General features: G+C 30.3%; 22 protein-coding genes and 1 pseudogene. 11 read left to right on the top strand and 12 right to left on the bottom strand.

Going from position 1 to position 24600, the window contains the following annotated elements; translation table 11 throughout:
* Position 1: 1 nt before the first annotated feature.
* The 9 genes from A8C32_RS11990 to A8C32_RS11950 all read right to left on the bottom strand — a co-directional run bounded on the left by A8C32_RS11990 (position 2) and on the right by A8C32_RS11950 (position 11461).
* Entirely contained in the window at positions 2-1282 is a 1281-nt protein-coding gene (locus tag A8C32_RS11990) for an MFS transporter (protein WP_069830666.1), read from the bottom strand.
* A 14-nt stretch (positions 1283-1296) separates the two neighbouring features.
* Positions 1297-2511 carry an aromatic ring-hydroxylating oxygenase subunit alpha gene (locus tag A8C32_RS11985; RefSeq protein ID WP_069830665.1) on the bottom strand — a complete coding sequence of 405 codons (1215 nt, stop codon included), beginning with the start codon at positions 2509-2511 and terminating at the stop codon, positions 1297-1299.
* 27 nt (positions 2512-2538) lie between these two features.
* A complete protein-coding gene (locus A8C32_RS11980) occupies positions 2539-3921 on the bottom strand; it encodes a hypothetical protein (RefSeq protein WP_069830664.1) in 1383 nt (460 codons plus the stop codon).
* Between the two features lie 25 nt (positions 3922-3946).
* Entirely contained in the window at positions 3947-4789 is an 843-nt protein-coding gene (locus A8C32_RS11975; protein ID WP_069830663.1) for a SagB/ThcOx family dehydrogenase, read from the bottom strand.
* 54 nt (positions 4790-4843) lie between these two features.
* Entirely contained in the window at positions 4844-6172 is a 1329-nt protein-coding gene (locus A8C32_RS11970) for a YcaO-like family protein (RefSeq protein ID WP_069830662.1), read from the bottom strand.
* A gap of 43 nt (positions 6173-6215) precedes the next feature.
* The gene (locus tag A8C32_RS11965; RefSeq protein ID WP_069830661.1) at positions 6216-7118 is read right to left on the bottom strand and encodes a TOMM precursor leader peptide-binding protein; all 903 of its coding nucleotides are present in this window, start codon (positions 7116-7118) and stop codon (positions 6216-6218) included.
* A 132-nt stretch (positions 7119-7250) separates the two neighbouring features.
* Positions 7251-7493 (bottom strand): hypothetical protein, encoded by a 243-nt coding sequence (locus tag A8C32_RS11960; protein ID WP_069830660.1) that lies wholly within the window; start codon positions 7491-7493, stop codon positions 7251-7253.
* 1447 nt (positions 7494-8940) lie between these two features.
* Complete coding sequence (locus A8C32_RS11955; RefSeq protein ID WP_069830659.1) at positions 8941-9549, bottom strand: response regulator transcription factor; 609 nt, start codon at positions 9547-9549, stop codon at positions 8941-8943.
* Positions 9539-11461, bottom strand: coding sequence for a tetratricopeptide repeat-containing sensor histidine kinase (locus A8C32_RS11950; RefSeq protein WP_069830658.1), 1923 nt, complete (start codon positions 11459-11461; stop codon positions 9539-9541). The genes A8C32_RS11955 and A8C32_RS11950 overlap by 11 nt, the downstream gene beginning before the upstream one ends.
* A 176-nt stretch (positions 11462-11637) precedes the next feature.
* Here A8C32_RS11950 and A8C32_RS11945 point away from each other — a divergent pair, with 176 nt between their 5' ends.
* The 4 genes from A8C32_RS11945 to A8C32_RS11930 all read left to right on the top strand — a co-directional run bounded on the left by A8C32_RS11945 (position 11638) and on the right by A8C32_RS11930 (position 15452).
* The gene (locus tag A8C32_RS11945) at positions 11638-12162 is read left to right on the top strand and encodes a T9SS type A sorting domain-containing protein (RefSeq protein ID WP_069830657.1); all 525 of its coding nucleotides are present in this window, start codon (positions 11638-11640) and stop codon (positions 12160-12162) included.
* Between the two features lie 39 nt (positions 12163-12201).
* A complete protein-coding gene (locus A8C32_RS11940) occupies positions 12202-13140 on the top strand; it encodes a hypothetical protein (RefSeq protein ID WP_069830656.1) in 939 nt (312 codons plus the stop codon).
* Between the two features lie 235 nt (positions 13141-13375).
* Positions 13376-14665: a 3-coathanger stack domain-containing protein gene (locus A8C32_RS11935; RefSeq protein ID WP_069830655.1), complete on the top strand. Its 1290-nt coding sequence runs from the start codon at positions 13376-13378 to the stop codon at positions 14663-14665.
* A gap of 82 nt (positions 14666-14747) precedes the next feature.
* Positions 14748-15452: a peptidylprolyl isomerase gene (locus A8C32_RS11930; RefSeq protein WP_069830654.1), complete on the top strand. Its 705-nt coding sequence runs from the start codon at positions 14748-14750 to the stop codon at positions 15450-15452.
* Positions 15453-15498: 46 nt separating this feature from the next.
* Here the strand turns inward: A8C32_RS11930 and A8C32_RS11925 are convergent, their stop codons facing one another.
* Both A8C32_RS11925 and A8C32_RS11920 read right to left on the bottom strand, forming a co-directional pair.
* Positions 15499-16110: a trimeric intracellular cation channel family protein gene (locus A8C32_RS11925; protein WP_069830653.1), complete on the bottom strand. Its 612-nt coding sequence runs from the start codon at positions 16108-16110 to the stop codon at positions 15499-15501.
* A gap of 202 nt (positions 16111-16312) precedes the next feature.
* Positions 16313-17032 carry an RDD family protein gene (locus A8C32_RS11920; protein WP_069830652.1) on the bottom strand — a complete coding sequence of 240 codons (720 nt, stop codon included), beginning with the start codon at positions 17030-17032 and terminating at the stop codon, positions 16313-16315.
* Positions 17033-17056: 24 nt separating this feature from the next.
* On the opposite strand from A8C32_RS11920, the gene A8C32_RS11915 reads away from it, so the two are divergent.
* From A8C32_RS11915 to A8C32_RS11890, 6 genes are all read left to right on the top strand, one after another.
* Positions 17057-18046, top strand: a complete 990-nt coding sequence (locus A8C32_RS11915) for a stage II sporulation protein M (protein ID WP_069830651.1) — start codon at positions 17057-17059, stop codon at positions 18044-18046.
* Entirely contained in the window at positions 18043-18771 is a 729-nt protein-coding gene (locus A8C32_RS11910; protein WP_123803419.1) for a hypothetical protein, read from the top strand. The genes A8C32_RS11915 and A8C32_RS11910 overlap by 4 nt, the downstream gene beginning before the upstream one ends.
* Positions 18771-19976 carry a DUF4350 domain-containing protein gene (locus A8C32_RS11905; protein WP_069830649.1) on the top strand — a complete coding sequence of 402 codons (1206 nt, stop codon included), beginning with the start codon at positions 18771-18773 and terminating at the stop codon, positions 19974-19976. Before A8C32_RS11910 ends, A8C32_RS11905 begins: the two co-directional genes overlap by 1 nt.
* A gap of 2 nt (positions 19977-19978) precedes the next feature.
* Complete coding sequence (locus A8C32_RS11900) at positions 19979-21046, top strand: AAA family ATPase (protein WP_083253331.1); 1068 nt, start codon at positions 19979-19981, stop codon at positions 21044-21046.
* A gap of 52 nt (positions 21047-21098) precedes the next feature.
* On the top strand, positions 21099-21458 hold the full coding sequence (locus A8C32_RS11895; RefSeq protein WP_069830648.1) for a DUF805 domain-containing protein: 360 nt from the start codon (positions 21099-21101) through the stop codon (positions 21456-21458).
* 69 nt (positions 21459-21527) lie between these two features.
* Complete coding sequence (locus tag A8C32_RS11890) at positions 21528-22859, top strand: DUF58 domain-containing protein (RefSeq protein WP_069830647.1); 1332 nt, start codon at positions 21528-21530, stop codon at positions 22857-22859.
* 40 nt (positions 22860-22899) lie between these two features.
* Here A8C32_RS11890 and A8C32_RS11885 read toward each other — a convergent pair.
* Positions 22900-23380 (bottom strand): annotated as a pseudogene (locus A8C32_RS11885) (Dps family protein).
* A 97-nt stretch (positions 23381-23477) separates the two neighbouring features.
* Here A8C32_RS11885 and A8C32_RS11880 point away from each other — a divergent pair.
* Positions 23478-24416: a hydrogen peroxide-inducible genes activator gene (locus A8C32_RS11880; protein ID WP_069830646.1), complete on the top strand. Its 939-nt coding sequence runs from the start codon at positions 23478-23480 to the stop codon at positions 24414-24416.
* Positions 24417-24600 lie beyond the last annotated feature (184 nt).

Raw genomic sequence — 24600 nt, 5'->3', positions numbered from 1 at the left:
TTTATTTTGTAGATTTAATAAACTTTAGATTTTTTTTTCTAAAATGATATTTATTTTTAACATCTTGAACAAATACTCTGATTATTAGAAATAAGGCTATTGAAACGAAAAAAGCTGATAAAAGAAAAGGGGCTCCAGGGAAATATAGTATTGATGTATTTTTCGTGAAAAAAGAAAATATTTGGGTCATTAGTAAAGGTCCTATAATCATAGAAACACCATTACTAGAGCTTATTGCCCCCATTAGTTCTCCTTGTTGATTAAGAGGCAATTTACCAGACATAATGCTTTGCAAAGAGGGCATAATTAATCCTCCTAGTCCGCCAAAAATTGCAATAACGTAAATCATCCAACCATGGTTTGCAAAGGCATAAGCTAAAAAAGAGGAGATCATAACTCCCCCGCCTAATATAATTGATTTACATTCTCCAAGCTTAGGAATTAAGAAGCGACTTAATCCCCCTTGAACAATTACATTTACCCCTCCTACCATCATTAAAGACAAGCCAATATCCGAAAAACTCCAATTAAATTTGGATATCGTAAAGTAAGTCCAAGTCGCTGTAAAAGAATGAAAAGCAAGCTGTATGAAGAAAAAAGCATAAAATAACTGAATTGGCATTGATGATACTTTTAATATTTTTAAAACTCCAAAAGGTGTTAGATTGCTCCATATTATTTTCTTTTTCACCTTCTTTTTTAGAGTTTCTGTCAAAAAAAAGTAACCCAATAATAAATTAATACCCGATAATCCTGAAGCAAAAAACAGAGGCGCTCTGGTACCAAAATAATCTCCAATTAGACCTCCTATTGAAGGCCCTATCATTAAACCGAATCCTAATGCAGAGCTAATAACACTAAAATTAACTGCTCTTTTTTCTTTACTAGAAATATCCGTCACACAGAGATTAATAGTTGCAAAAGTAGCTCCAAAAATTCCCGAAAATATTCTAGCAATAAAAAGCATTTCGATATTTTGAGCGACTCCCATTATTAAGAAATCGATACCACTAGCTGCTATAGTTAATAATAGTATTGACCTCCTTCCATAAACCCCAGATAATGAAGCCAACATGGGACCAAATAGGAATCTTGCTAAAGCATATCCAAGCATGATATATCCAGCCCAACTAGCTGTATTAGCTAAAGTTTCACCTGTAATATCCATAATAAGTTGTGGTTTTACAGGAATAATAATCCCAAAACCTAACGTATTAATTAATAATGTTATGAATAAAAAAAGTAGTACAGTTTTATGATTATGTTCTTTTTTAAGACTCATACATACTTCTTTTACTAATTTTCATTTTTTTGTTCCCATTTTTTCCACCATGAAACAAAAGATCTTGTTCGATATTCATCTGCTTGAAAAGGACCAGGTGTATAATGAATTGAACTTACACCGCTTTGAGTTTCTTCTATTAATTTTATATCCTGTTTAATAGTAGTATCCCATAACCAAGTTAATTCATCTTCTGAAGCACTAAAATCTGCAGAGGTAAGCCATATTAATTCGACTTCTGTATTGTCTGCAGATTTTGGTTTAAGGGTAACAAGTAATATATAATCTACATAAGCTAAATAAAACAAAAAGGGTCCCATGCAACCAAATATAGCTCCACCTTCCAGTCCTTCTGCATTTCCTAAGGTAGCCCCCATTCTTTTACCATCTTTACTGGCGGTTAATGTATCTCCTCCTAATGGCATATTCACATTAAAATGAAAAAGATCTTTATCTGCATTAAAATCTTCTTCGATAGGTTTTTTCCATTTTTTCTTTTCTGCTTTTGAGGCCCAATTAATACTATCTTGTATGTACAGATCTTCTCTACCTCCTTCGAACTGATCTATAAACCCCTTAACCGTTCTTAATTCAGGATGGCTCGAAGCGCAATGCCAACATTCTAAAAAATTCTCTGTCCAAAGCTTCCAATTTGCTTTAACATCATACGTTTTTCTTGCACCAACTTTAGCTTCTTTGAGATTAAGAGACCCTAAAGTCTGTTCCAAATTTTTTACGCGCTCATATTGCTCATGATGTCCATGGTAAAATACTAATCCTGCAGATTCTTGTACTTGTAATTTTCGTAAACAAAGATGTTTAAAAGCTGAATTAGACTCATCTCCACGAGCTTTAAGTAATTTACCATTTAAGTCGTAGCTCCATGCGTGATAAGGACAAACAATAGACTTAAATCCTTTCTGAGGCTCCATCAAATCTGTTTTATTATCTACTAATCGTTTTCCGCGATGGCGACAAGTATTAGCCATTGCCTTAATTTCTTCTTTATCATTTCTTGTGACAATCACACTATCTTCAGCAATATCTATTACCACATAATTTCCAATATTAGGAAGTAAACAAACAGGAGTAGCCATTACTGGTATATAACGAAATAAATCGTAACGTTCTCTTTTAAAAATTTCGGGATCAGTATATGCATTACTTGGTAATGATTTGATTTGCTCGAGATTGACAGTTTCAGCATCTATATCATTAAAATTTTCCATTTTTTATTTTTTTAAATTTATAAGGAACTATAAAATAAATCTTGAATGTTCTTCTATTAGCATATTTACTGCCTTTTCATAAGAAGGGATAGATTTTACCATTTTTAATTTTTCCGTCCACTCTGATTGTGAAATCAGATAATAATCTATTCTTATTTGCGCCCTAGCACAAGCAACAATAATTTGTGGTTGTTCAGGATATTTTAAAAGAAGTTCTTTAAAGGCATTACTAGCCTGTGTTCCAATGGTTCTTAATTCAATTGCATGCCCTGCATTACGTAATTTAAAAACATATTTGTAAGCCTGAATTAAATCTAATGTTTCATTGTGGTCGTTATTACTTTTAGATTCGAACCAATTCATAGCAACTAATGCTTCAGTTCTATAAGGCAACCCTTTTATAGGTTCTTTTCTATTGTTACCAAGTACAATTAATATTTTAATCAAAGCTATTAATGCCTCCACACTTTCATATGCTTTTATTCTAGCTGTAGGTAGCCAAAGTTTTGCTTCTTCCATATCTTCTTCAGCTAGGATTTTTGAGGCAACTCCAATTATTGAATTATTAGATGGTGGATGAAATGAAAGCGTTGTATTATTAATAATCTCTGCATCTAACTGCCATAAATCAATGGAAAAAAGTTCTTTAATGACTGTTGGACTTCGACCTTCTCGCAATTGCGGTTTTAGTTGTTGAAACACCTTTACTAAATCGGTTACAGAGTTTTTTCTAATCATGAGATCAACTATAGTAGCAGCTAAAAAATGTACCCTTAAATCGTTTTTTAGTGGATCGGAAGCATGTTTATTAGTAGGTAAAATATTTGAAAAGTATGGATCATTACTCCAATCCATTTCTATAAGAGCTGCAAGACTTGGGCGATCCCAATACTTTGGCTCTATCAATAGTTTTTCATCACTTACTTGGTCTTGAAAAAGAGTCGCCAATCCTTCGTCCAAAAATAAAGAACGTGACATTAAAGTGCAGTGTGTGATTTCATGAACCATTAAAGATTTATTTACTAAGTCTGATCTACTTGCAGAAATAAAACCAAATCCATTAATTCCTGTAATTGCATGAATAGGACTCCCTTGTAGCGAAACATCTATAATTAAAGTAGCAGGCTCTTGTTTAAGTTTATCTGATACCCAATAAGAAGCTTCCTCTATAATATTTTTTTCTTCTAATGTTAATGCTTGATTATTTAACACAAAAAGCTCACTGGATATTTGTCTTATTTTTCTCAACCCATCGGCTAAATCAAAAGCTAAATCTAACCATAATCCTGAAGCACCTCTGTTTGTTAGTTCTTCTGCTACTTCTCGGGCTTTAAACCATAATCCTTGTGCCGAAAACACACAAATAGACTTAAATATTTGTCTTGGACTTTGTTTTATAAAGGTTTTCATATATATTTGAATTTTTATTAAATTTCTAATCTATTTTCCCTACTAGTAAACAGTTTAGCATTGTTTCATCTACTCCATTTACCTCAATTAATTCATTGATTTTATCATCATTAGCTCCTCCCCAAACGATCGATCCTAATCCTAGTCCTGCTGATGCCAGTCCAAGTTGTTGTAACATCCCTCCTGCCTCGGTTAATGCAAAACGATACCCCAATGAACCATATTTATGTACACTGCGTTCAAATATCCCTGTCAAAACAATAATTGCCCCAATCTCTTGGGTTGACTCACTAGTACCTATATTTTGGTATAAATCTTCTGGATTTATGGAAGGTGATATTAATGACAATTCATGCTTTTTTAAAGAATAGTAATAACTCTGCCAATTTGTATATTGCTCATTAGGTCTAAATACGTAGATTTCTACAGGATATAATCCACCAGCAGAGGCATAGGTTCGAAGGCATAATTTAGCCTTACTATTTACACTAGATATACTTTCTCTTGTAACTCTTAGACTTGTTAATAAATCAGATAATTCTTGATCTGACAGAGGGCCTGCTTTATAATTTCGATGAGAACTTCTTTGACTAGAAATTTCATGAAGTGTCTTTTCTATAGTATTCGCAGGTGGCAACTTTAATGAAGGCTTAAAAACATAATTTTTATGATTTAAAGAATCTGCTAGTATTTGATTTTCATCATAAAGATGTTTCAATATAGAATTTAAAAATAAAGGCTTTAGAGCTTCAGATTGCTTCGTGTTTTCATGAAAAATTTCTACCATATTTTTCATTTCCTCTCTATAAACCTGCTCAACAGATGTATTGTTCTTATTTAAATAATGATCTAAAGTTTTTGGTTCCATAAAATGTGTTTATTAAAAAATATTTTCTCTATTTAATGTTTTAAAAATAATGGTTTATGGAAATGGATGAATTTCTTCATTAATAGCTATATTTAAGTCTTTTCCTTTATACTTTAAAAATTGTTCAAAACGCCTTCTATCAAGTGGAACTCTACCATACCCACACCACATAGGTTGGAGACTAGGTACTACAGCTTTAGTAACATGTAAACCTAGATTAGCAATATCATTGGGAGTAATATCAATAAGGTATGAATGATGACCAAGTTTCTCTAATTTCGAGACTAGGATTTCTAATTGTTGTGCGTGATCTAAAGTACTTAAAGGTGATGTTGAAGATAATCCATCTAGCAATTCAGACCGTTCTGTTGTCTTCCAAAAAAAATCAGCAAATTGTTCTTGCTCTTCATTTTCCATATAGTATCGCACATGATCCAGAAACATTAAAATTTCTTCTTTTTTGATTTTTTCATCCTTTGACTCCGTAATTAAACACCAATTGAAAGTATGAAAAGATTCTACTATCGCTTTCTTTAAAGCGGTTTTAATGCATAAATTACTAGAGGCTCCAAGGGCAATACCTGGCTTATTAGGAATTTTAGAAATAGCCATGATTGTAGGCACTCCAATATCATTTGTTATATCACAAAGAAATAACTCGATCCCCTTACGCTTTACATCTATTAGTAATTTTTTTAATTCCGGATCTGCACAATCTATCGCCTGTTCTATCTCAATTTTCTTTGGAGATTGTTTTGCAGCCCAATGTAATGAATAAGCATCCCTTTCTATTACCTCATAAAGACCAGAACAAGCAGCCCATTCTTTAGTGGGACCACAGGCTAATCCAGTACTATAAGAATCTGTTAAATATTCACTTTTATCTTTATATTCATATGCAAAAAATGCTAAAGAAGCTGGAAAATATACTTTTTTTTGATCACTTAATCTTTTTGCAGTAGTCCAACCAATAGGTATATTCGGGTTATGACGTGTATACTTTATATTAGGATTATCATATTGATCTTTACTAAACAAAATAAAATCATTTGGATGCACAAAATTATCTGCTTGTAAATCTTTTGATGCTGCCCATGTAATACTATCAGGATCGTATACTGCTCCTCCAAACCTTTCTATACCTTCACCTATAGCCGACCAGATAGATGATTCTCTATCCAAAGATGCTCCAGCAGACTGTCTATCCATTCTAAATTTTCTATCTTCCCCTCTTGGTGACACAATAAAGGGATCTTGAAATTCTGCCACCGTTATAAAAATATCTGGTTCTTCGGGCATTAAAGGAAGTTCCTTTATATAACGTATAATTCCATAATCAGGATCCAAAGTACGATCCAATAGTACAGCTAATTTATTGTCCATTATTCTATTTTTTTCTTGAGTAAGCTTTTAAATAATTCTAAAGTTATGAAAGGAATTGACCTCTGATAACTCTTTGAGGTTTGTTTTCAGAATTCCCACAAACATTACAACGAGGAAGACGCAATATTGGAGCATATTTAACCTCTAAAGTTACAGGGTTAATTCGCACAAGACTTGAAGGTCCAGCTAAATCAAAATTACCCTCTAAAATAGTCATAACATGTCTTGTTATTAATGCAGAAGCTAATTCATCTAATACAAAACCTCCTTCATAGTTAGGCATATTTGTAACATTATCTGTCCTATAAGCTTTTAGCTCATCAGGAAAAAGACTTGAGCCTAGTTCTCTTTTATAAGCACATTCTAAACAAGCTGTCTGCTTTGGTATCACAAATGGGCCTATTACAAACCTGCGTTGTGCCCAGCGAAAAAATAATATAGGATGATTATTTTTCACTGCCATAGTATTTGCCTCACGAAAGAATTCATAATCATCTTGATCACTAATAGCAATTAGCAAAGATGTATCTGTACCTTCTTCGGTAATTTGAATTCCTGCATTATTAAGGGATTTTCTGGCTAACGAAGCTAATTTTCCTTTTCCTAAAAATGATATTGTAGTAGGAAGAGATTCTGAAGCTTTTTTTGCCGCTGGTGTCCCATGTAAATCCATTAATCTCTGAAATTGAGAAGTCGAAGAATAATTTTCATTAACAAGTAACCCTTTTGAATTTAACAATTCTTTTAATTGTGTCATGATATTAATATCTACAGAAATAACATTATTCTCCGAAGGGGAACGAAGCACCGTAAGCGCATTGTTTATATCTGTAGCATGTTGATCAAAAGTAATATGTGTCCCATCTGGCTGACGGAGTTGTACTCGATCGTTATCTGTTTTTACCCAATGTGCATCAGGATGTAGTATTAAATTTTGTTGATCCATGTTTTGTGTTTCTTACTAAAAGTGATTGTCCTTTTTTATTTAACATAAGCTCTGTTTTTAGTAGAGTTGCATCACCTTTTCTAGATGAAAAGATGACACAACTATTACTACTAACAAAAACTAAGGTTAATCTTAAACCATAGAAGTACCACAACTACTACAAGTAGAAGAACAAGCACCAGCGGTTAAAGCTGTACCGAACTCATCTTCGATTTCTTGATTTGAGGAATAATGGTTAATTGTCTTTTCTTCCATACTTACCCCACAAGAACTAGAACATGTACTACATGCTCCAGCTGTTAAAGCTGTACCGAATTCTGCATTTGACACTTCTTGTTGAGAAGCATAAAAACTAATTGATTTTTCATTTTTCATTTTTAAAAAATTTTATATTAATAATTGATTCAAAGAAAAAACCTTTTATAAAACATATTCTAAGTGTATACACGTATTATATAATTTAACCCTACAGAGATATAAAATAATGTATTGAAAATCAACAACTTAGTTTTGATTAAAATTTTATAATATTAATAAGAAAACAATAAAATAATTGAAAATTAACAACGAACTATAAACAAAAAACGAAACAAAACCATTAAAAAACATCATTTTAATGCCAAATCATCAATTTCAATAAAGTATAATTTTTGTCCTGTTCATATTGTCATGACATTGATAAAAACTTAAAAACAGTCATAAACAAGTATTTAATTTACAGTTACTTAAAAAAATACTCCATTTACACGTAGTAGCATTCTTTCTATAAATACAATTTAAGTAATAAAGATTAGCTATTATTTACCATATTTATCTCCTGATAGTATGTTCTGTAAAGTTGATCCATCTAATTTCCTCTACATTACTTTCTCATAGCAAACTAAAGTGACTGTATAAGTTAAAACTATGTGTTTTAGTACATTTCACTTTAGCATCTAAAAACACTTACTTCCCTTTGTTTTTTTATCTGAACAAAGATCAAGTGGGCATAGTATTACTCGGTTGACTATTTATATAGTTTGGAATACAAAATATCGTTATCCTATTTAAAAAAGAGATATGCAGATTCGTTGTTCCCACTTTTACTACAAATATGTGATGCTCAAGATCGGTAAATATTAAAAAGCAGAATACATAAGAAAAATTCAACAATAATTTCCTTCCTTAAAAGAAATATTGGACTGTTATTTTTTGGGCGTTAGCTTTGGTTACTTGGGGGAGACTGGAAATATTACTGGTAAAATAGTTAATGAATATTTGGAGCATCATTGAAGACAAAACAATGGTAATGTAAAAAATTATAATTGAGTAATGATTAAAGAGGTGACTTTAAGTCCAAAGGAGTTCAGTTAACCTGAGTTCTGTTTAAGTAGAGTTGCATCATCCTTTATAGATAAAAAGATAGCAACACTAACTAAGGCTCATTCTTAAACCTCAATAGAACTGCTACTACAGCAAGTAGAAATAAACAACCAGCTGCTGCTGTTATTCCTTTATTGCTGTACCGAATTCTTCGTTAGGTGCTTCTTGCGAAGAAATATAAAACTAATTGGTTTTGAATTTTTCATTTTTTTTAATTTTATATTAATAATTTACCCAAAGAAAAAAACTATCAAAAACATATAATTTTTAATACAAACCTAGTTCTATGATGAATATCTGGATAAAACAAGACTAACACGCCTACTTTTTTAATAGCTTCTTTTTGTTTTTTAGAAACTCTTGACGGAATGGTGGCACCATTCTAAAATGTGATACTTCGGCAGGAAGCTCTATATTTTTTATTTTTGATAGCGATTTTAAAAATTCATTTATTCATATGTTACTCATTAATATAGCCTAAATAAACGGCTTTTTTTATTAGCCCCGCTGCATTATTTACTTGTAATTTTAAATATATATTCTTCTTATGGGTCTCTATGGTATATCTACTTAAAAATAACTGTCCCGCAATTTCATCGGTTGTTAATTCTTTTGCCATTAAACAGACAATATCCTTTTCTCTTGCAGAAAGTATAGCATTATGAAAATTTAATACATTATTTCCTTTTTCGTAGTCTTTATAAAAGTACTTTTCGTCATGAATCACTATTCTATCAATGGCTAATAATAATTGTTCACTACTTGTTTCTTTTAACAAATACCCGTTTATGCCTTCAAATGTTTGTATTTGTTTAAACATACTTATTACTAAAATTTTTAAATCTGGATACTTTTCATTCACCATCTTTACAAACTCTAATCCATTAATTTCTGGCATAGAAATATCAGTTATTAATAAATCTGGCATATGGGTATCTAATATATTTAAAGCATCTTTTGCATTATTATAAACCCCTATAATATTTATATTTTCCTCTTTAGAAAGTACTGCGGATATACCATCTAAAAACATGCTGTGATCGTCTACTACTACCAAATTAATCTTCATGAAGTTTATTTTTATCTATTGGATTTTCTATAATTACAGATGTCCCTTTACCTATAGTGCTATCTATAGTAAATGTCGCATTAATACTTTCTAAACGTTGTTTAATATTTTTAATTCCAATACCATTTTTTTGCTTATCGACATCGAACCCCTTACCATCGTCTTCTAATATCATAACTAATACATTATCATGTTTATTAAATGATAACTGCACTAACTGCGCTTTTGCATGCTTAGCTATATTGGCTAAAAGCTCCTGTATAATACGGTATAAATTATGTTTTGCATGTGCATTTAATTCTTGTAAACATTCTTGTGGAAAAACCGAAATTTCCATAGTAAACAATTTACTTTGTTCATATTTTTGTTTTAACTCTCCCAATAAATGATTGAACGATTTATCTTTATGATAGTTAGAACTTAAATCGTGTGATAATGCACGTAATTCTCTAAACGTCTTTTTTAATGAATGATTAACTTCTGTTATCGATTCGTTATTTAAATCTAGATTTAAATGAGACAAGCTTAAATTAATGCTTGCTAATTCGCCTCCTATTCCATCATGAAGTTCTTTTGCTATACGGTCTCGTTCCTTATCCTGCCCTTCTATTAAAGCTTGTGTTGCTTTTAATTTTTGTTCTTGCTCTAAACGTTCTTTTTCTTTTTCATGAAGTTTATGCTCTTGTAATCTAATTGTTTTTTGCGTTTTCGCCCGATGCCTGTAAAACAAAAACAAGCCTAATAATGGTATAGCGAGTAAAATAGCACTAACAATAATCCAATTTCGACGTGTTCTGGCTAGTTCACCTTCTTTTTCTAATAGTACAATTTGGTTATCCTTTTTTTCTACTTCGTATTGGGTTTGTAGCGTCTGAAATTCTTTTTCTTTTTCAGTATTAAAAATACTATCGTTCAAAAAAATATACTTTTCTTGATAATAAAAGGCTTCTCCTAATTCATCATTATTCCACAAAGCTCCAGATAGTAACCAGTACACTCTTCTTCTTTGAAAATCATTTAATAACGTTTTATAATCACTTAACACCTTTTCATAACATTTAATAGCCTCAGAAAACTGCCCTGTAGACTCGTTATATATAGCTTGAGACATATTTACATAATAAAGTGTCGTCTTATTTCCTATAGTTTTCGAAATATGTTCTGCTTGTTCTAAATAAACAATAGCTTTATTATAATTTTCAATATTCAGATATAAATCTCCAATATTAGATAGTAAAATTCCTTCTAAATACTTATCATTGTTTTGTCTTGCAATTTTAAGCCCTTTATTATAATAAAAGATTGTACTATCCTTATGCGTATCATAAAACAAAAGTCCTTTTATATTATAACTTTCGGATAAGCCTTTTTGATATTTATTTAATAAAGCTATATCTATAGCTTTCTCTAATGATTTAAAAGCTTTACCAATTTCTAACCTATTTCTATATAATAATGCATAACTATTATTAATATCTACTTCTAACTGGGCTAAATCATGGGACTTTGCTATGCTCAATGCCTTTTTATGAAAGCTCAAAGATCCTTTGAAATCACTATTTGCTCTAGCCAATTTCCCTTTTCTATTATACAACATAGATTCTTTTTCAGGAAAATGTAACTTAGTAGCATATGTTAATGCTTTATTACAATAGAATAATGAAGAATCTAGTGATTTAAATTGTAAATATATTTTACTTAAATGATCATACGATTCTAATAACAAAGTATCATTTAACACCTTTTCACTTTCCGAAACCGCCTGTAATGCTATACTTTTGGCTTCATTAAAATTAGTATAAATTACTTCTTCAAAAGAACGGTTTAACGCTTTAATATTTTCAACACCTTGAGCATTAACAATGTTAATAAATAGTATAGAGCAACCTAATACTCTTAAGGTTTTAATCAAAAGTATAATATTTAAAAATTAGGCTTAAAAATACCATAAATATGGTATTTCCTTATTTAATTAACACATATAAATTTGTCATTATTATGAAAAACAAACTTTCAATCAAACCAATACTCAGCTTTATTTTACTAATAAGCCTTTATTTGACGCTCAGTTTCAAAAACTATGTAAAATTGTTTACCATAGAATGTGGAACTTATTTTCATGGGATAGGAGAAATCATCAAAGACTGCTCTGAAGATATTACAATAACATCTCTTCCAGAAGACGGCTCTAAAGGCTCCATAATTACCGCTGATATTCGTTCTGACGGGAAAATACGTATAACACCAGGAACATCCTCTGTAAGAATAGTCCCTGGAATAGATAGAACACTAAGTAAAACTATACATAATAAAAAACGACCATTACTTCGCAAAACTAAAATAGGTGGTAATGGAGGTGATAGTAGAAAAAATATTAAAACCCTAAAATCTAGTTATAATTCTAACATACAAAGTTTAACAATAGAAGAGCTAAGTTCTCCTATTATACACTATAGTATTTTTGATATGCTTGGAACTTTAATCACAGAAGTAAAAAACGTAGTACTTACAAATAATGAAATACCATTAACCCATTTAGAAAACGACATTTATATACTAAAAGTCCAAATAGAAAATGGAGACATATTTACAAAAACAATAGTCAAACAATAAAACATTCATCAATAAATAACTCTTAAAATAAATATTATCATGAAAAAATTACATTTAAACTGCTTGACGCTTTTTATTCTTTTTGTTGTAACTGCAAATGCTCAAAACAATACGTTTCCTGTTACAGGTAAAGTAGGTATAGGAACTACAAATCCAATTGCAAAATTAGATGTAGTTGACAATAGCAGCAAAGACCTAATAGCCTTAAGATTAACTAATTCAACATGGACTTCCAACATGTCTACATCATTAGAATTTAAGACAGGCCATGGCAAGTCTGTAGCAACTTCAAAAATTTCTTCAATAATGAATGGTCATGGTAATGCGGGAGATAGACTTGGTTTTTTTGTGCAAAAAAATGGCACAAATCCCAACAATAACCCTTTAGTTGAAAAATTATCATTATTACCTGATGGCAATGTCGGAATTGGAACAACAAACCCAACAGCTAAATTACATGTTAATGGTAATATCCGTTGTAATTCTCAAGTTGTCATAACAGGTATTGGATCATTGAATAAAGATATAGATGACAATATGAAATTATGGTCTGTTGGAAAGCTCATTTTAGGTTCAGGTGATTCATCAAAAGAGCATATGGCTATTTCATCTAATGGAAACGTAGGCATAGGCCTTACAAACCCAAGCGAAAAATTAACTGTAGACGGAAAAATACTTTGTGAAGAAGTAGAAGTTGTTTTAAACGCTGCTGCTCCAGATTACGTTTTTGAAAAATATTACACAGGTGCTTCTAACTTAAAATCGAACTATGTAATGCCAACTCTTGAAGAGGTTGAAACATACACAAAAAACAACCATCACTTACCAGAAGTACCTAGTGCTGCAACATTAAAAGAAGATGGATTACAACTTAAAGAAATGAGCGTTATACTTTTACAAAAAATAGAAGAATTAACACTTTATACCATCGAACAAGAAAAGCGTATTAAAGCTTTAGAGACTCAAATAGCAAAATAGAGTAAATACTCTACCTACATCCTTAATATAAGGCTGATTAATACTAATTAGTCAGCCTTATTTATTTCTAAATATTAATTATAGAAAACCATATAACTTATGCAAAAATGCATGAAGTGGGATTCTATTGTTTTAAATGAAATCAATACTACATACCTTAAAAAGTATAATAATTCAAATGAATTATGAAAAACAAATTAAAATACAATCGCTTCATTTTTAAATATACGCTATTATGAAAAACATAAAAAAGATAATAACAACTACACTTTTCATATTTTATGTTGTTTGCATACAAGCAAATAACATTACTTTCTCACCTACTACACAAAATGTAAATGTTAATTCTGGTGAAGAACTAGAAGTCTCTATTAGACTAAACTGTTATGGTTCAAGCCCTGGAGCAAGCTCATATTTTATAAACCCTAATCTAATTCCAGATAATGGGTACCTTAATCTTCACCCTGGTACTGGAGCTATGTATGTTGGAGATGTTGTTACTGTAAAATTCAGGTTTAAAAGAACTGTATCTACAACTACAACAACCAACTATACGTTTAGACATGACTGGAACGACGAAATAGGCAATTTTCATACCGGTTTATTAAATATTAATGTTACTTATATTAATAATGATCCTGTTCCAGACACAGATGGAGATGGCACTCCAGATTCTATAGATGACTGTCCTAATCAATCTGGACCTGCTTCTAATAATGGATGTCCTGTAATAAGAACATGCTCTTTAGCAGCTCCTACTAATCGTACTACTACAAATATTACATCTACTAGTGCTACAATTAATTGGAATACTGTATCTGGTAATAATGGTTATTATTCACAATATAAAAAAAGCACTTCTAGTTCATGGACTAACATAAACACAAATAGCTCAAGTACAACTCAAACAATTTCTGGATTAACCCCAAATACAACATATAATTGGAGGGTTGGAACACGTTGCAGCAATGGTATTACTAATTTTGCTAATTCTTCTAATATTAATTTTATTACATTAAGTTCATGCTTACCTGAATTAATAATCGACAAAGAAGTACCTGAAAATCAAATTGATATTCAAGATGCAGAAGATACTATAAAAGCAAGTAATATCATTAATACAAATGCTAATGCAGCATATGATGCAGGTAATTCGATAAAACTATTATTAGGCTTTCATGCCAAATCTGGTTCTAGTTTCAGAGCTTATATAGATGGTTGCGATAACTCATCAAGTTTGATCGAATCACAACAGACAAAAACAATTACTCAACAACAAATTGAAGACATCATAAAACTCCACCCAAACCCAACAACAAGCATCGTTAATATCGCTAGTACAGAAAATATAGAATCTTGGGAATTAAGTAATCAATTTGGAAGAACTTATATAAAAAACCATGCTAAATCTTCAAGTCTCAAAGAATTTTCTTTAGACTTAAGCAGCTATCCAACGGGTATTTATATTCTTAGAACAACTCTTAAAAATGGGGAATTGGTTATTAAAAGGATTATTAAAAATTAATTAGTAATTGTAAACTATTTATTCAAAAACGTCTAGAACCCCATCTAGACGTTTTTTTTATCTTTGAACATAAAACTAACACATGCGCTTACTTAGTATTTTATGTTTATTATTAGTTCTATTTAGTTGTGAAGACAAACAAACTAAAAAGAAGTTTACTCCAAAAATAGAAACGGCAAAACCTAATAAAAAAGAAACTAACAAAACTATTAGTAAAGTACCAGAAAGAACTTACCCAAGATTAGATTCTAAAAGCTCCTTAGCTTTTTTCCTAGAATACGATAAGCAGCACAAAGAAAATAAAGTCCGAATTACTACCGATTTTGGAACTATTGATATTTTACTATTCAACGAAACCAAATTTCACCGTTCTAATTTTATTTTCTTAACCAAACAGAAATATTTTAATGGCACTCAATTCTATCGTATTATTAATAATTTTATGATTCAAGCGGGGAATGGAGATGATGCTAAAACAATTAAAAAGCGCACTCATATTGGCAGATATTTACTCCCTAAGGATACTAAACGCGGTTTTAAACACGACAGAGGTGTTATATCTATGCCTAGCAGTGAAATTGCTAACCCTTACAAACTAGCATCTCCTTATGAGTTTTTTATTGTACAACAAAAAGGTGGCGCACATCACTTAGATGGCGACTACACTATTTTTGGACGTGTTATAAAAGGCATGCATGTTGTAGATAAAATTGCTGCTGTAAAAACAGATGATTCCGATTGGCCAATACAAAGCGTATTTATTAGAAATGTTGAGATTATTGAATAGTTGATGATTGATGGTTGATGGTTGATGGTTGATGTAAGTTAAAAAATTAATTTTTATTATGAGAATAAATTGTTGGTAACGCTATCTTAAACTTGACTGCTAATAACCTTGTAACTATCACAACAATTCCTGCAATTATAAAAACCAAATTACTCTTTATTGGTAATTTTATTAATAAAAAATAAGTAACACCACCAAGTATACAAGCTGTTGCATAAATTTCTTTTCTAAAGACAACTGGTATTTCATTACATAAAATATCTCGAATAACACCTCCAAAACTGGCTGTTATAGTGCCTAAAGCTATACAAATAATGGGATGCAAACCTGCATTTAAACCTTTTTCTATGCCTATTAAGGTGTACAAACCTATACCAATAGTATCAAATAAAAACAGTGATGTTCTTAAATAATTAATTTTACTTCTTAAGAGAATAGCCAAAACTGTAGATGCAATAATAACATAGGTGAATGTTATATCTTTCATCCAACTTACTGGTGTTTCTCCTATTAATATGTCCCGCAGAGTGCCGCCTCCAACAGCTGTTACAAAAGCAATAATTAGTATACCAAATAAATCCATTTTTTTATCAATGGCTACTAATACTCCTGAAATAGCAAATGCTATGGTTCCTAAAATATCTATTGTATAAAACATAGGCTTTTATTCAATTTTAAAAGTTAATATTTATAACTGTAAGTTGCGTTAGGGATTGAGGTATTGTTGGAGCTCCTCGCAGAGAGCGACTACCGAAAGCCCGACCTGATAAGGTAACGCCCCAAATAATTACCCCCTTTTAAATACTACTATAAGTAAGCGATTTACACACTTTTGTCAAAAATAAAAAGTGGTTATATTCTTATATGTCTTGAGTATAATAGTTGTAGTCTTTTAAGATCACATCTATAAAATCCATATCTGTTTTTTCCAACATCTCTTTTATTCCTGTTACTTCAACAATTTTAGTTCTTAATTTTATTAATGTTTGGTAATCTTTTGCTGCTCGTGCATTAATAAATGTATCTTTTATAATACGGGCATCATTATCGGATAACTTAATAACATTAGGATACGTTGGTTTATAATTATCTTTTAAATTTTCTAAAATAGTATGATTAATATTTACATGGTTCTTTAAGCCTATAACGGCTGTCCCTGAAGCCATATCTCCAAAACGTTGATTTTTATTATTAAACAGCATGACGAAAAAACCTATTCCAAAAATATAAATATCTACAATTCTAAAAAACCAACGTACTACATAATCTGAAAAAGAGGCTTGATAACCATCAATTTTAACAACTCGTATTTTAACAGCCCGTTTCCCTAGTGTTTGCCCTTGTAAAAAAGATTCTAAAACCAAAGTATAAAACATTACAGGAAAACTTAAAACGGTATTAATCCCAATTTGAGACCATTCGTCCATACCTTCAAAAACTCCAAAAACGTTATTTAAAACAAGATAATACCCTATCTTTATGGCTCCATCTATAATAAATGCTAATAATCTTTCCCCTACTCCTGCGGCATTGAACATTATTTTCACATTTTGGGTCGTGTTAATTTGTAACTCTGACATTTTATATTTTAATTTATCGAATATATGAGGGAAGTTGCATTTATCAAGCAAAATAAGGAAAAATGGTTGAGTTTTGAAAAAGCGGTCATTAATAATGACTTTAAAGATCCGGACGAACTCGCCTCTCAATATGTACATTTAATTAATGATTTAGCGTATGCGCAAACGTACTACCCTAAAAGTAAGGTTATTAAATACCTTAATCAACTGTCTGCTCAAGCGTTTCAAAAAATATATAAAACTAAACGAGAGGATACTAACAGGATTTTATCTTTTTGGAAAACAGAAATTCCTCTAATTTGCTATCAATACCGCAAATTTATCTACATTGCTTTCATCATTTTTTTTGCATTTACTTTTATTGGTGTTATTTCTGCTGCTAACGATGGGGAATTTGTTCGCTCTGTATTAGGCGATAGTTATGTAAACATGTCTATAGAGAATATTGAAGCCGGAGACCCTGTTGCTGTTTATAAAAGCGGAAGTAATTGGGGTAGTTTTATTGGTATTACCATCAATAATTTACGTGTTGGTATTATTGCTTTTGTTTTAGGCATTTTTTTAGGTATTGGTACATTATATATTATGTTTAAAAACTGTATCATGCTAGGTTCTTTTCAATATTTCTTTTATGAAAAAGAAGTGTTTTGGGAAAGTGTTCGTGGTATTTGGATTCATGGTTCTATGGAAATTTTTGCTATAGTTATTGAAGCTGCTGCGGGTTTAATTCTTGGTGCTAGTATTTTATTTCCTGCAACGCATTCTAGATACACATCATTTAAAATAGGCGCTAAAACGGGTATTAAAATTCTAATTAGTACATTTCCGTTTACATTTGCCGCTGGGTTTTTAGAAGGTTTTATTACTAGATATTCTAATGTTATGCCACATGTATTATCTGTAGCCATCATACTAATTACTTTAGGTGTTATTAGCTATTATTATTTAATATATCCCTTTAAAGTTTATAAAGAAAGCACCCAATTAACATCTTTAAGCCCTACTTCTATTTGAAATTAAACAAACTACATATTATTTGTTTTATGTTTTTGATGGTTTTTAGCTATCAAACAACTTTTGGTATAAATATATTTCAAGAGCCTGAACAACTTAGAGAATTTGATGAAAATTTTAAGACTCGTTACTCTAGTGACAAATATAATTACGAGGGAAAAAAAATAGTTTCCAAAACTCAAGTAGGGTCTGGTAACTATGAAGATTATAAAAACAAAAAAGCGAAACGGAAAGAACGAGATAATTCTGAATCTATAAGTATAAATTTAGGTCTTTTAGGATGGTTATTTTATCTAGCCATAGCCATTGCGGTAGTTTATTTAGTTTATATTTTACTTAACGAAGGTGGATCTGGCTTGTTCTCATCAAAACAAAGCAAAAAACTTAATAGTGATTTTGAAGAAATAACTTCAGAAAATATTGAAAATGCAGACATTCAAGCTCTTATAAAACGTGCTGAAAATGATAACAATTACCGTTTAGCTATTAGATATTATTATTTATTGGTTTTAAAAACATTAAGCTTAAAAAACTATATAAAATTTGAAGACGATAAAACCAATAGTCAATATTTAAATGAAATAAGCAACACTCCATTTAGCAATAAATTCTCTTACTCCTCTTATTTGTATAACTATATTTGGTATGGAGAGTTCCCTTTAAATATGGAGAAATATACGCAAGCCAAACGTCATTTTACAACTCTTTTAAAACAGGTTAAATAATGAAACGAATTTTACCTGTACTCATAATTATTGTTGGTTTAGTAGTAGTTGCCTCTGTAGCTTTAAGTGTAAAAAAAACAAAAACTGTAGATTGGGAAGAGTCTTTTGATGAAAAAAGTAATAAACCCTATGGACTTAGTATATTCTATAAAGAATTACCTAGTTTATTTAAAAACCAAAAGCTTAGAACTGTTTACCATCAACCAAATAGTTATTTAAGAGCAAATTCTGAAGGTGGTTATGGTGAACATGTTGCAAAAGGCAGTTATATTATAATTGGTAATTCGGATTATCTGTATGAGGATTCTGTTAATGAATTATTAAACTTTGTAGATGTTGGTAATACACTATTCCTTTCAGATTATTATTTCTCTCAAAAAATTCATGATACATTACGTATTGATATTGACTATATTTTAAATGAAAAAGATAGTATCTCTTACCAGTCGCTTAAACATGTTAATACTAAAGACATTACTCTTGATAAAAACCCAGGTGACAGCTATTTTTCTAAATTTGACACGATAAATTATAACATATTAGGTTACTCTAAAATTGATTATAAACATGTTAATTTTATTGAAATTCCTTTTGGTAAAGGCCATATTTTTTTACACCTAGAACCAAAAGCTTTTACGAATTATCACTTATTAAAAGAAGAACGGTATAAATACATAGAGGGCGTGATTTCTTATTTACCTGAAAATGATGTGTATTTTGACTCTTATGGAAAAATACAAACTGGTTATGATGGCGATGTAGAAAAAGAGTCTAACTTAAGCTGGTTCTTGGAACAATTATCCTTTCGTTGGGCATGGTTTACGGCCATTATTTTTGGTATCTTATTCATGATTTTTAACGCTAAACGAAGACAACGTATTATAAGAATAATAAAACCTTTACAGAACACCACAGTTGCTTTTGTGAAAACAGTATCTAATTTATATTTTGATACGCAAGACCATAAAAATTTAATAGACAAAAAAATAACGTACTTTTTAGAAAAAATACGAGCTGATTTCAACTTAGACACCTCTGTCTTAAATGAAGATTTTATTACAAATCTAGCATCAAAAGCAGGAAGAAAAAAAGAAGACATAAAAAAATTAATCGATTATATAAATTGGTTAAAATCTAAGAATGAGTTTTTTGAAGAAAATCTCATCAAATTAAATAAGCATATTGAAGCTTTTTATTCAAAATAATTATGGACGAAAATAAAGAACCACAAAATCACCAAGATTACCTACCAAAATCTGATGTTGTATCGTCAATTGATAGTAGTGTTTTAAAAGACTCTAATGATTTACAATTTAAAAGTCGATTAGATTTATCTGAACTTCAACAAAGCGTTCAAAAAATTAAAGACGAGGTAGGCAAAGTTATTGTTGGTCAAAAAGATATGGTAGATATGCTTATCGCATCACTTTTAGCCAAAGGACATTCGCTTATAGAAGGGGTTCCTGGAGTAGCAAAAACAGTTACAGCTAAGCTTCTTGCAAAATCATTAAGTGTTGGGTTTAGTCGAATTCAATTTACACCAGATTTAATGCCTAGTGATATTTTAGGAACTTCTGTTTTCAATCTTAAAACGTCTGAATTCGAGTTTAAAAAAGGTCCAATCTTTTCTAATATGATTCTTATTGATGAGATTAATAGAGCTCCTGCAAAAACGCAAGCTGCTTTGTTTGAAGTTATGGAAGAACAACAAATTACTATTGACGGTAACAAGTTTCTACTAGACTCTCCTTTTATAGTTTTAGCCACACAAAATCCTGTAGAACAAGAAGGCACCTACAGATTACCTGAAGCACAATTAGACCGTTTTTTATTTAAAATTGATGTAGAATACCCTAACCTTGAAGAAGAAATAGAAATCCTTTCTAGGGAACACGAACTTAAAGACAAACAAAAAACTGCAGAAATAACATCGTTTCTTTCTGCCGAACAAATCATTAAATACCAAAAACTTGTTAGCCAAATAATTATTGAAAAGCATCTCCTTAAATATATTGCAGAACTTATCGTATCTACAAGAAGCAATCAGTTTTTATATTTAGGCGCATCTCCAAGAGCTTCAATAGCTATATTAAAAGCCAGTAAAGCTTTTGCTGCTATGAGCGGACGCGATTTTGTAACTCCAGAAGATATAAAACGTGCAGCAATTCCTGTACTTCAACATAGAGTTATTGTAACTCCAGAGCGTGAAATGGAAGGTGTTTCAAGTAAACAAATTATTAAACAAATTATTGAAACTGTTGAGATACCAAGGTAACATTCAGTTGGCAGTGTTCAGTAAATAGCAAGCAATTATTAGAATAAAAATTATGTTCAAAAATATTTTATCATATAAAGGAAGAATTAGAAGAACCGAATACGGCCTTTCCTATTTAGGATATATACTAATAGTTAATGGTTTAAGTCTATTCACTGAGCTTTCTAATATACCTTTCTCAGAATATATACAAATAGTAATTGTAATTCCTTTAATATATATTATTGTAGTTCAGGGTGCAAAACGTTGTCACGATAGAGGTAACAGTGGTTGGTATCAACTTATTCCTTTCTATCAACTTTGGATGTTTTTTGCCAATGGAGATCATGGACCAAATCATTACGGGAATAACCCAAAAGGTATTGGTAATTATGATGATATAAATGAAATAGGAAAAAGTATTGAAAACTAATAATCTATAATCATTGCGAACATAGAGAGAAATCACATCTCGCTTTTAACAACTAATAACTAACAAAATTTGAAGTTCCTTAAACCTTTTTACATACAACCTCGTTTTTTCTATGCTGGAATTGGCATTGTCGTGTTATTTGCTTTAAGTTATTTCATTCCTTTTTTATTTAATATTGCTCAACTTACTATATTAATACTTATACTTTTATTCTTTTTAGACCTTCTAATCGTATTTATTGGTAAAAATAAAATAGAGGCTATTAGAGTTTTACCTGATAAGTTTTCTAATGGTGACAAAAATTTAATTGAATTAAATATTAGCAACAACTACCCAATTACCATTCATCTAGAAATTATAGATGAAATCCCTGAGCAATTTCAAGTTCGAGATTTTAAAATAAAGGATACTATTTCTTCTCGTAAAACAAAAACTGTACAATACATATTAAAGCCCACAGAACGTGGCGAATATCATTTTGGTAGCTTAAATGTATATGCTTCATCTATTTTAAACTTTGTAGCAAAACGATTTATGTTCGAAAAAGGAGTAATGGTACCAACCTACCCTAGCTTTAAACAATTAAAAAAATTCGAACTTTTAAATATTAATCAGAATTCATTAGAATACGGCCTTAAAAAAGTACGACGTTTAGGCCATTCTATGGAATTTGAACAAATAAAAGACTATGTTTTAGGCGACGATTTACGTACCATTAATTGGAAGGCTACTGCGAAGAGAAATCAATTAATGGTCAATCAATTTCAAGACGAAAAATCTCAACCTGTATATTCTATAATAGACAAAGGTCGCATCATGAAAATGCCTTTTAACGGTTTAAGCCTTTTAGATTATGCCATAAACGCAACACTTGTTATTAGTAATGTTGTATTGAAAAAACATGACAAAGCAGGCATGTTTTCATTTTCTAAACGTATTGAAAACATTGTTGTTGCCGAAAAAAGAAGTTCACAAATGCAACTTATTTTAGAATCACTTTATAATGTTAAAACAGATTTTTTTGAAAGTGATTTTGGAAGATTATATGGTAATATAAAGAGACACATTACGCATAGAAGTCTTATTTTTATGTATACTAATTTTGAAACTTTAGATAGTCTAGAAAGACAGTTACCTTATTTAAAAGCGATATCCAAAAGCCATTTATTAGTTGTCATTTTTTTTAAAAACACAGAGTTAACTAATTTAATTAAAAACAATGCCGAAACAGTACAACAAGTATACGATAAAGTTATTGCAGAAAAGTTTGCTTTTGAAAAACGTTTAATTGTTAATGAATTAAAAAAATATGGCATCTACTCCATTCTCACAACTCCTGAGAATCTTACCATAGATACCATTAATAAATACCTAGAAATTAAAGCTAGAGGATTATTATAATATATCTATTTCCTAATAATTAATCCCCTTTTATAGTAAACTAAACTGTTTCATTTAACCAAGCTTTCATCACCCAAACCGTTTTCTCTTGTTCTGCAATAAAATCACTCACCATAGAATTAGTACCTTCATCATTAGCTTCTCCTGATTTATCTAAAATCTGCCTTTCAATTTTTAAAAGTTTGGTTAATGACTCTACAATTAATCTAACCGCTTTATCATCTTGCGAAATATTTTTCCAATAGGAACTTGTGCATTTTCAATATAATCTATAAAAGTATGAAATGGTGTTTCTCCTAAAGTTAAAATACGTTCTGCAATTAAATCTACCTTAATATTCACATCTGTATATAATTCTTCAAACTTTACATGTAGATCAAAAAAAAACGTTTTCCTTTAATATCCCAATGAATCCCTCTTAAATTCTGATAATATATTTGAAAATTTGCTAATAAGTGGTTCAAATCACCTGTTATAGCTTTTGCCTTTTTTATTTCTAATCCTAAACTATTAAGTATCATATCTTTTTCATTTACTACAAATTTAATTTATAATTAATAGGTCTTTCTATAAGTTTTATTGATAGTTTTTATATTTTTATAGCCTAAACTGATTATTATGACAATTACTCAATTATATTATGTTTTGGCTGTAGCCGAAAATCAAAATTTCACTAAAGCTGCTGAGAAATGTTTTGTTACCCAACCTACGTTGAGTATGCAAATACAAAAACTCGAAGATCAGTTAGATGTTCTTATTTTTGATAGAAGTAAAAAACCTATTGAACTTACAGAAGTTGGTAAAAAAATTGTTAATCAAGCCAGAAATATAGTTAATGAATCTTATAGAATTCAAGATATAGTAGACCAGCAAAAAGGTTTTATTGGTGGTGAGTTTAAATTAGGTATTATACCTACGGTAATGCCTACACTGCTTCCAATGTTTTTAAAAAGCTTTATAAAAAAGCATCCAAAAGTAAAACTTAAAATAGAAGAATTAACAACCGAAGAAATTATTCTTAGAATTAAAGACGGTAATTTAGATGCTGCTATAGCTGCAACACCTCTTGAAGATGAGAATATAAAAGAACGTGTACTTTATTTTGAACCATTTGTAAATTACATACCAAAGGGACATAGATTACATACTAACGAAAAAATAGACGTTTCAGACTTAGATATTAATGATATGCTACTTCTTGAAGATGGACATTGCTTTCGCGACGGTGTTATTAACTTATGTAAAGCTTTTAAAAATCATTCCGACGATCAATTTCAATTAGAAAGCGGTAGTATTGAGACACTTATAAAATTATCTAACGAAGGCTTAGGTATGACACTCTTACCCTATTTGCATACTTTAGAACTTAATGAGAGAGAAAAAGAAAACCTGCATCCCTTTAATGCACCTTCCCCTGCTAGAGAAGTTAGTATTATTTATCATAAAAGTGAATTAAAAATGCAAATTGTAGAAGCATTACAAGATGTTATTTCGGGTATCATAAGAGGTGCCATTACTTTTCAAAATGTTAAAATAATTAGTCCCTTACCCAAATAAGAATCAATAAAAAAAGCGGCTAATTAGCAGTCATGGTCGGAATTTCTTCCGACCATTTTTTAAGTCTCAAAATGGTTTAAGTTTCCATCACAATCTACAACAATCATAGCAATAGCTAAATTTCTGAGTTCCATTTTAAATCTTCTTTTAGCAGTTTTATAACCTATTTGGTTGGCTTTTTTAT

It is taken from the genome of Flavivirga aquatica (genome assembly GCF_001747085.1).
Lineage (GTDB): Bacteria > Bacteroidota > Bacteroidia > Flavobacteriales > Flavobacteriaceae > Algibacter_C > Algibacter_C aquatica.
This window is presented reverse-complemented; position numbering and strand designations above follow the sequence as displayed.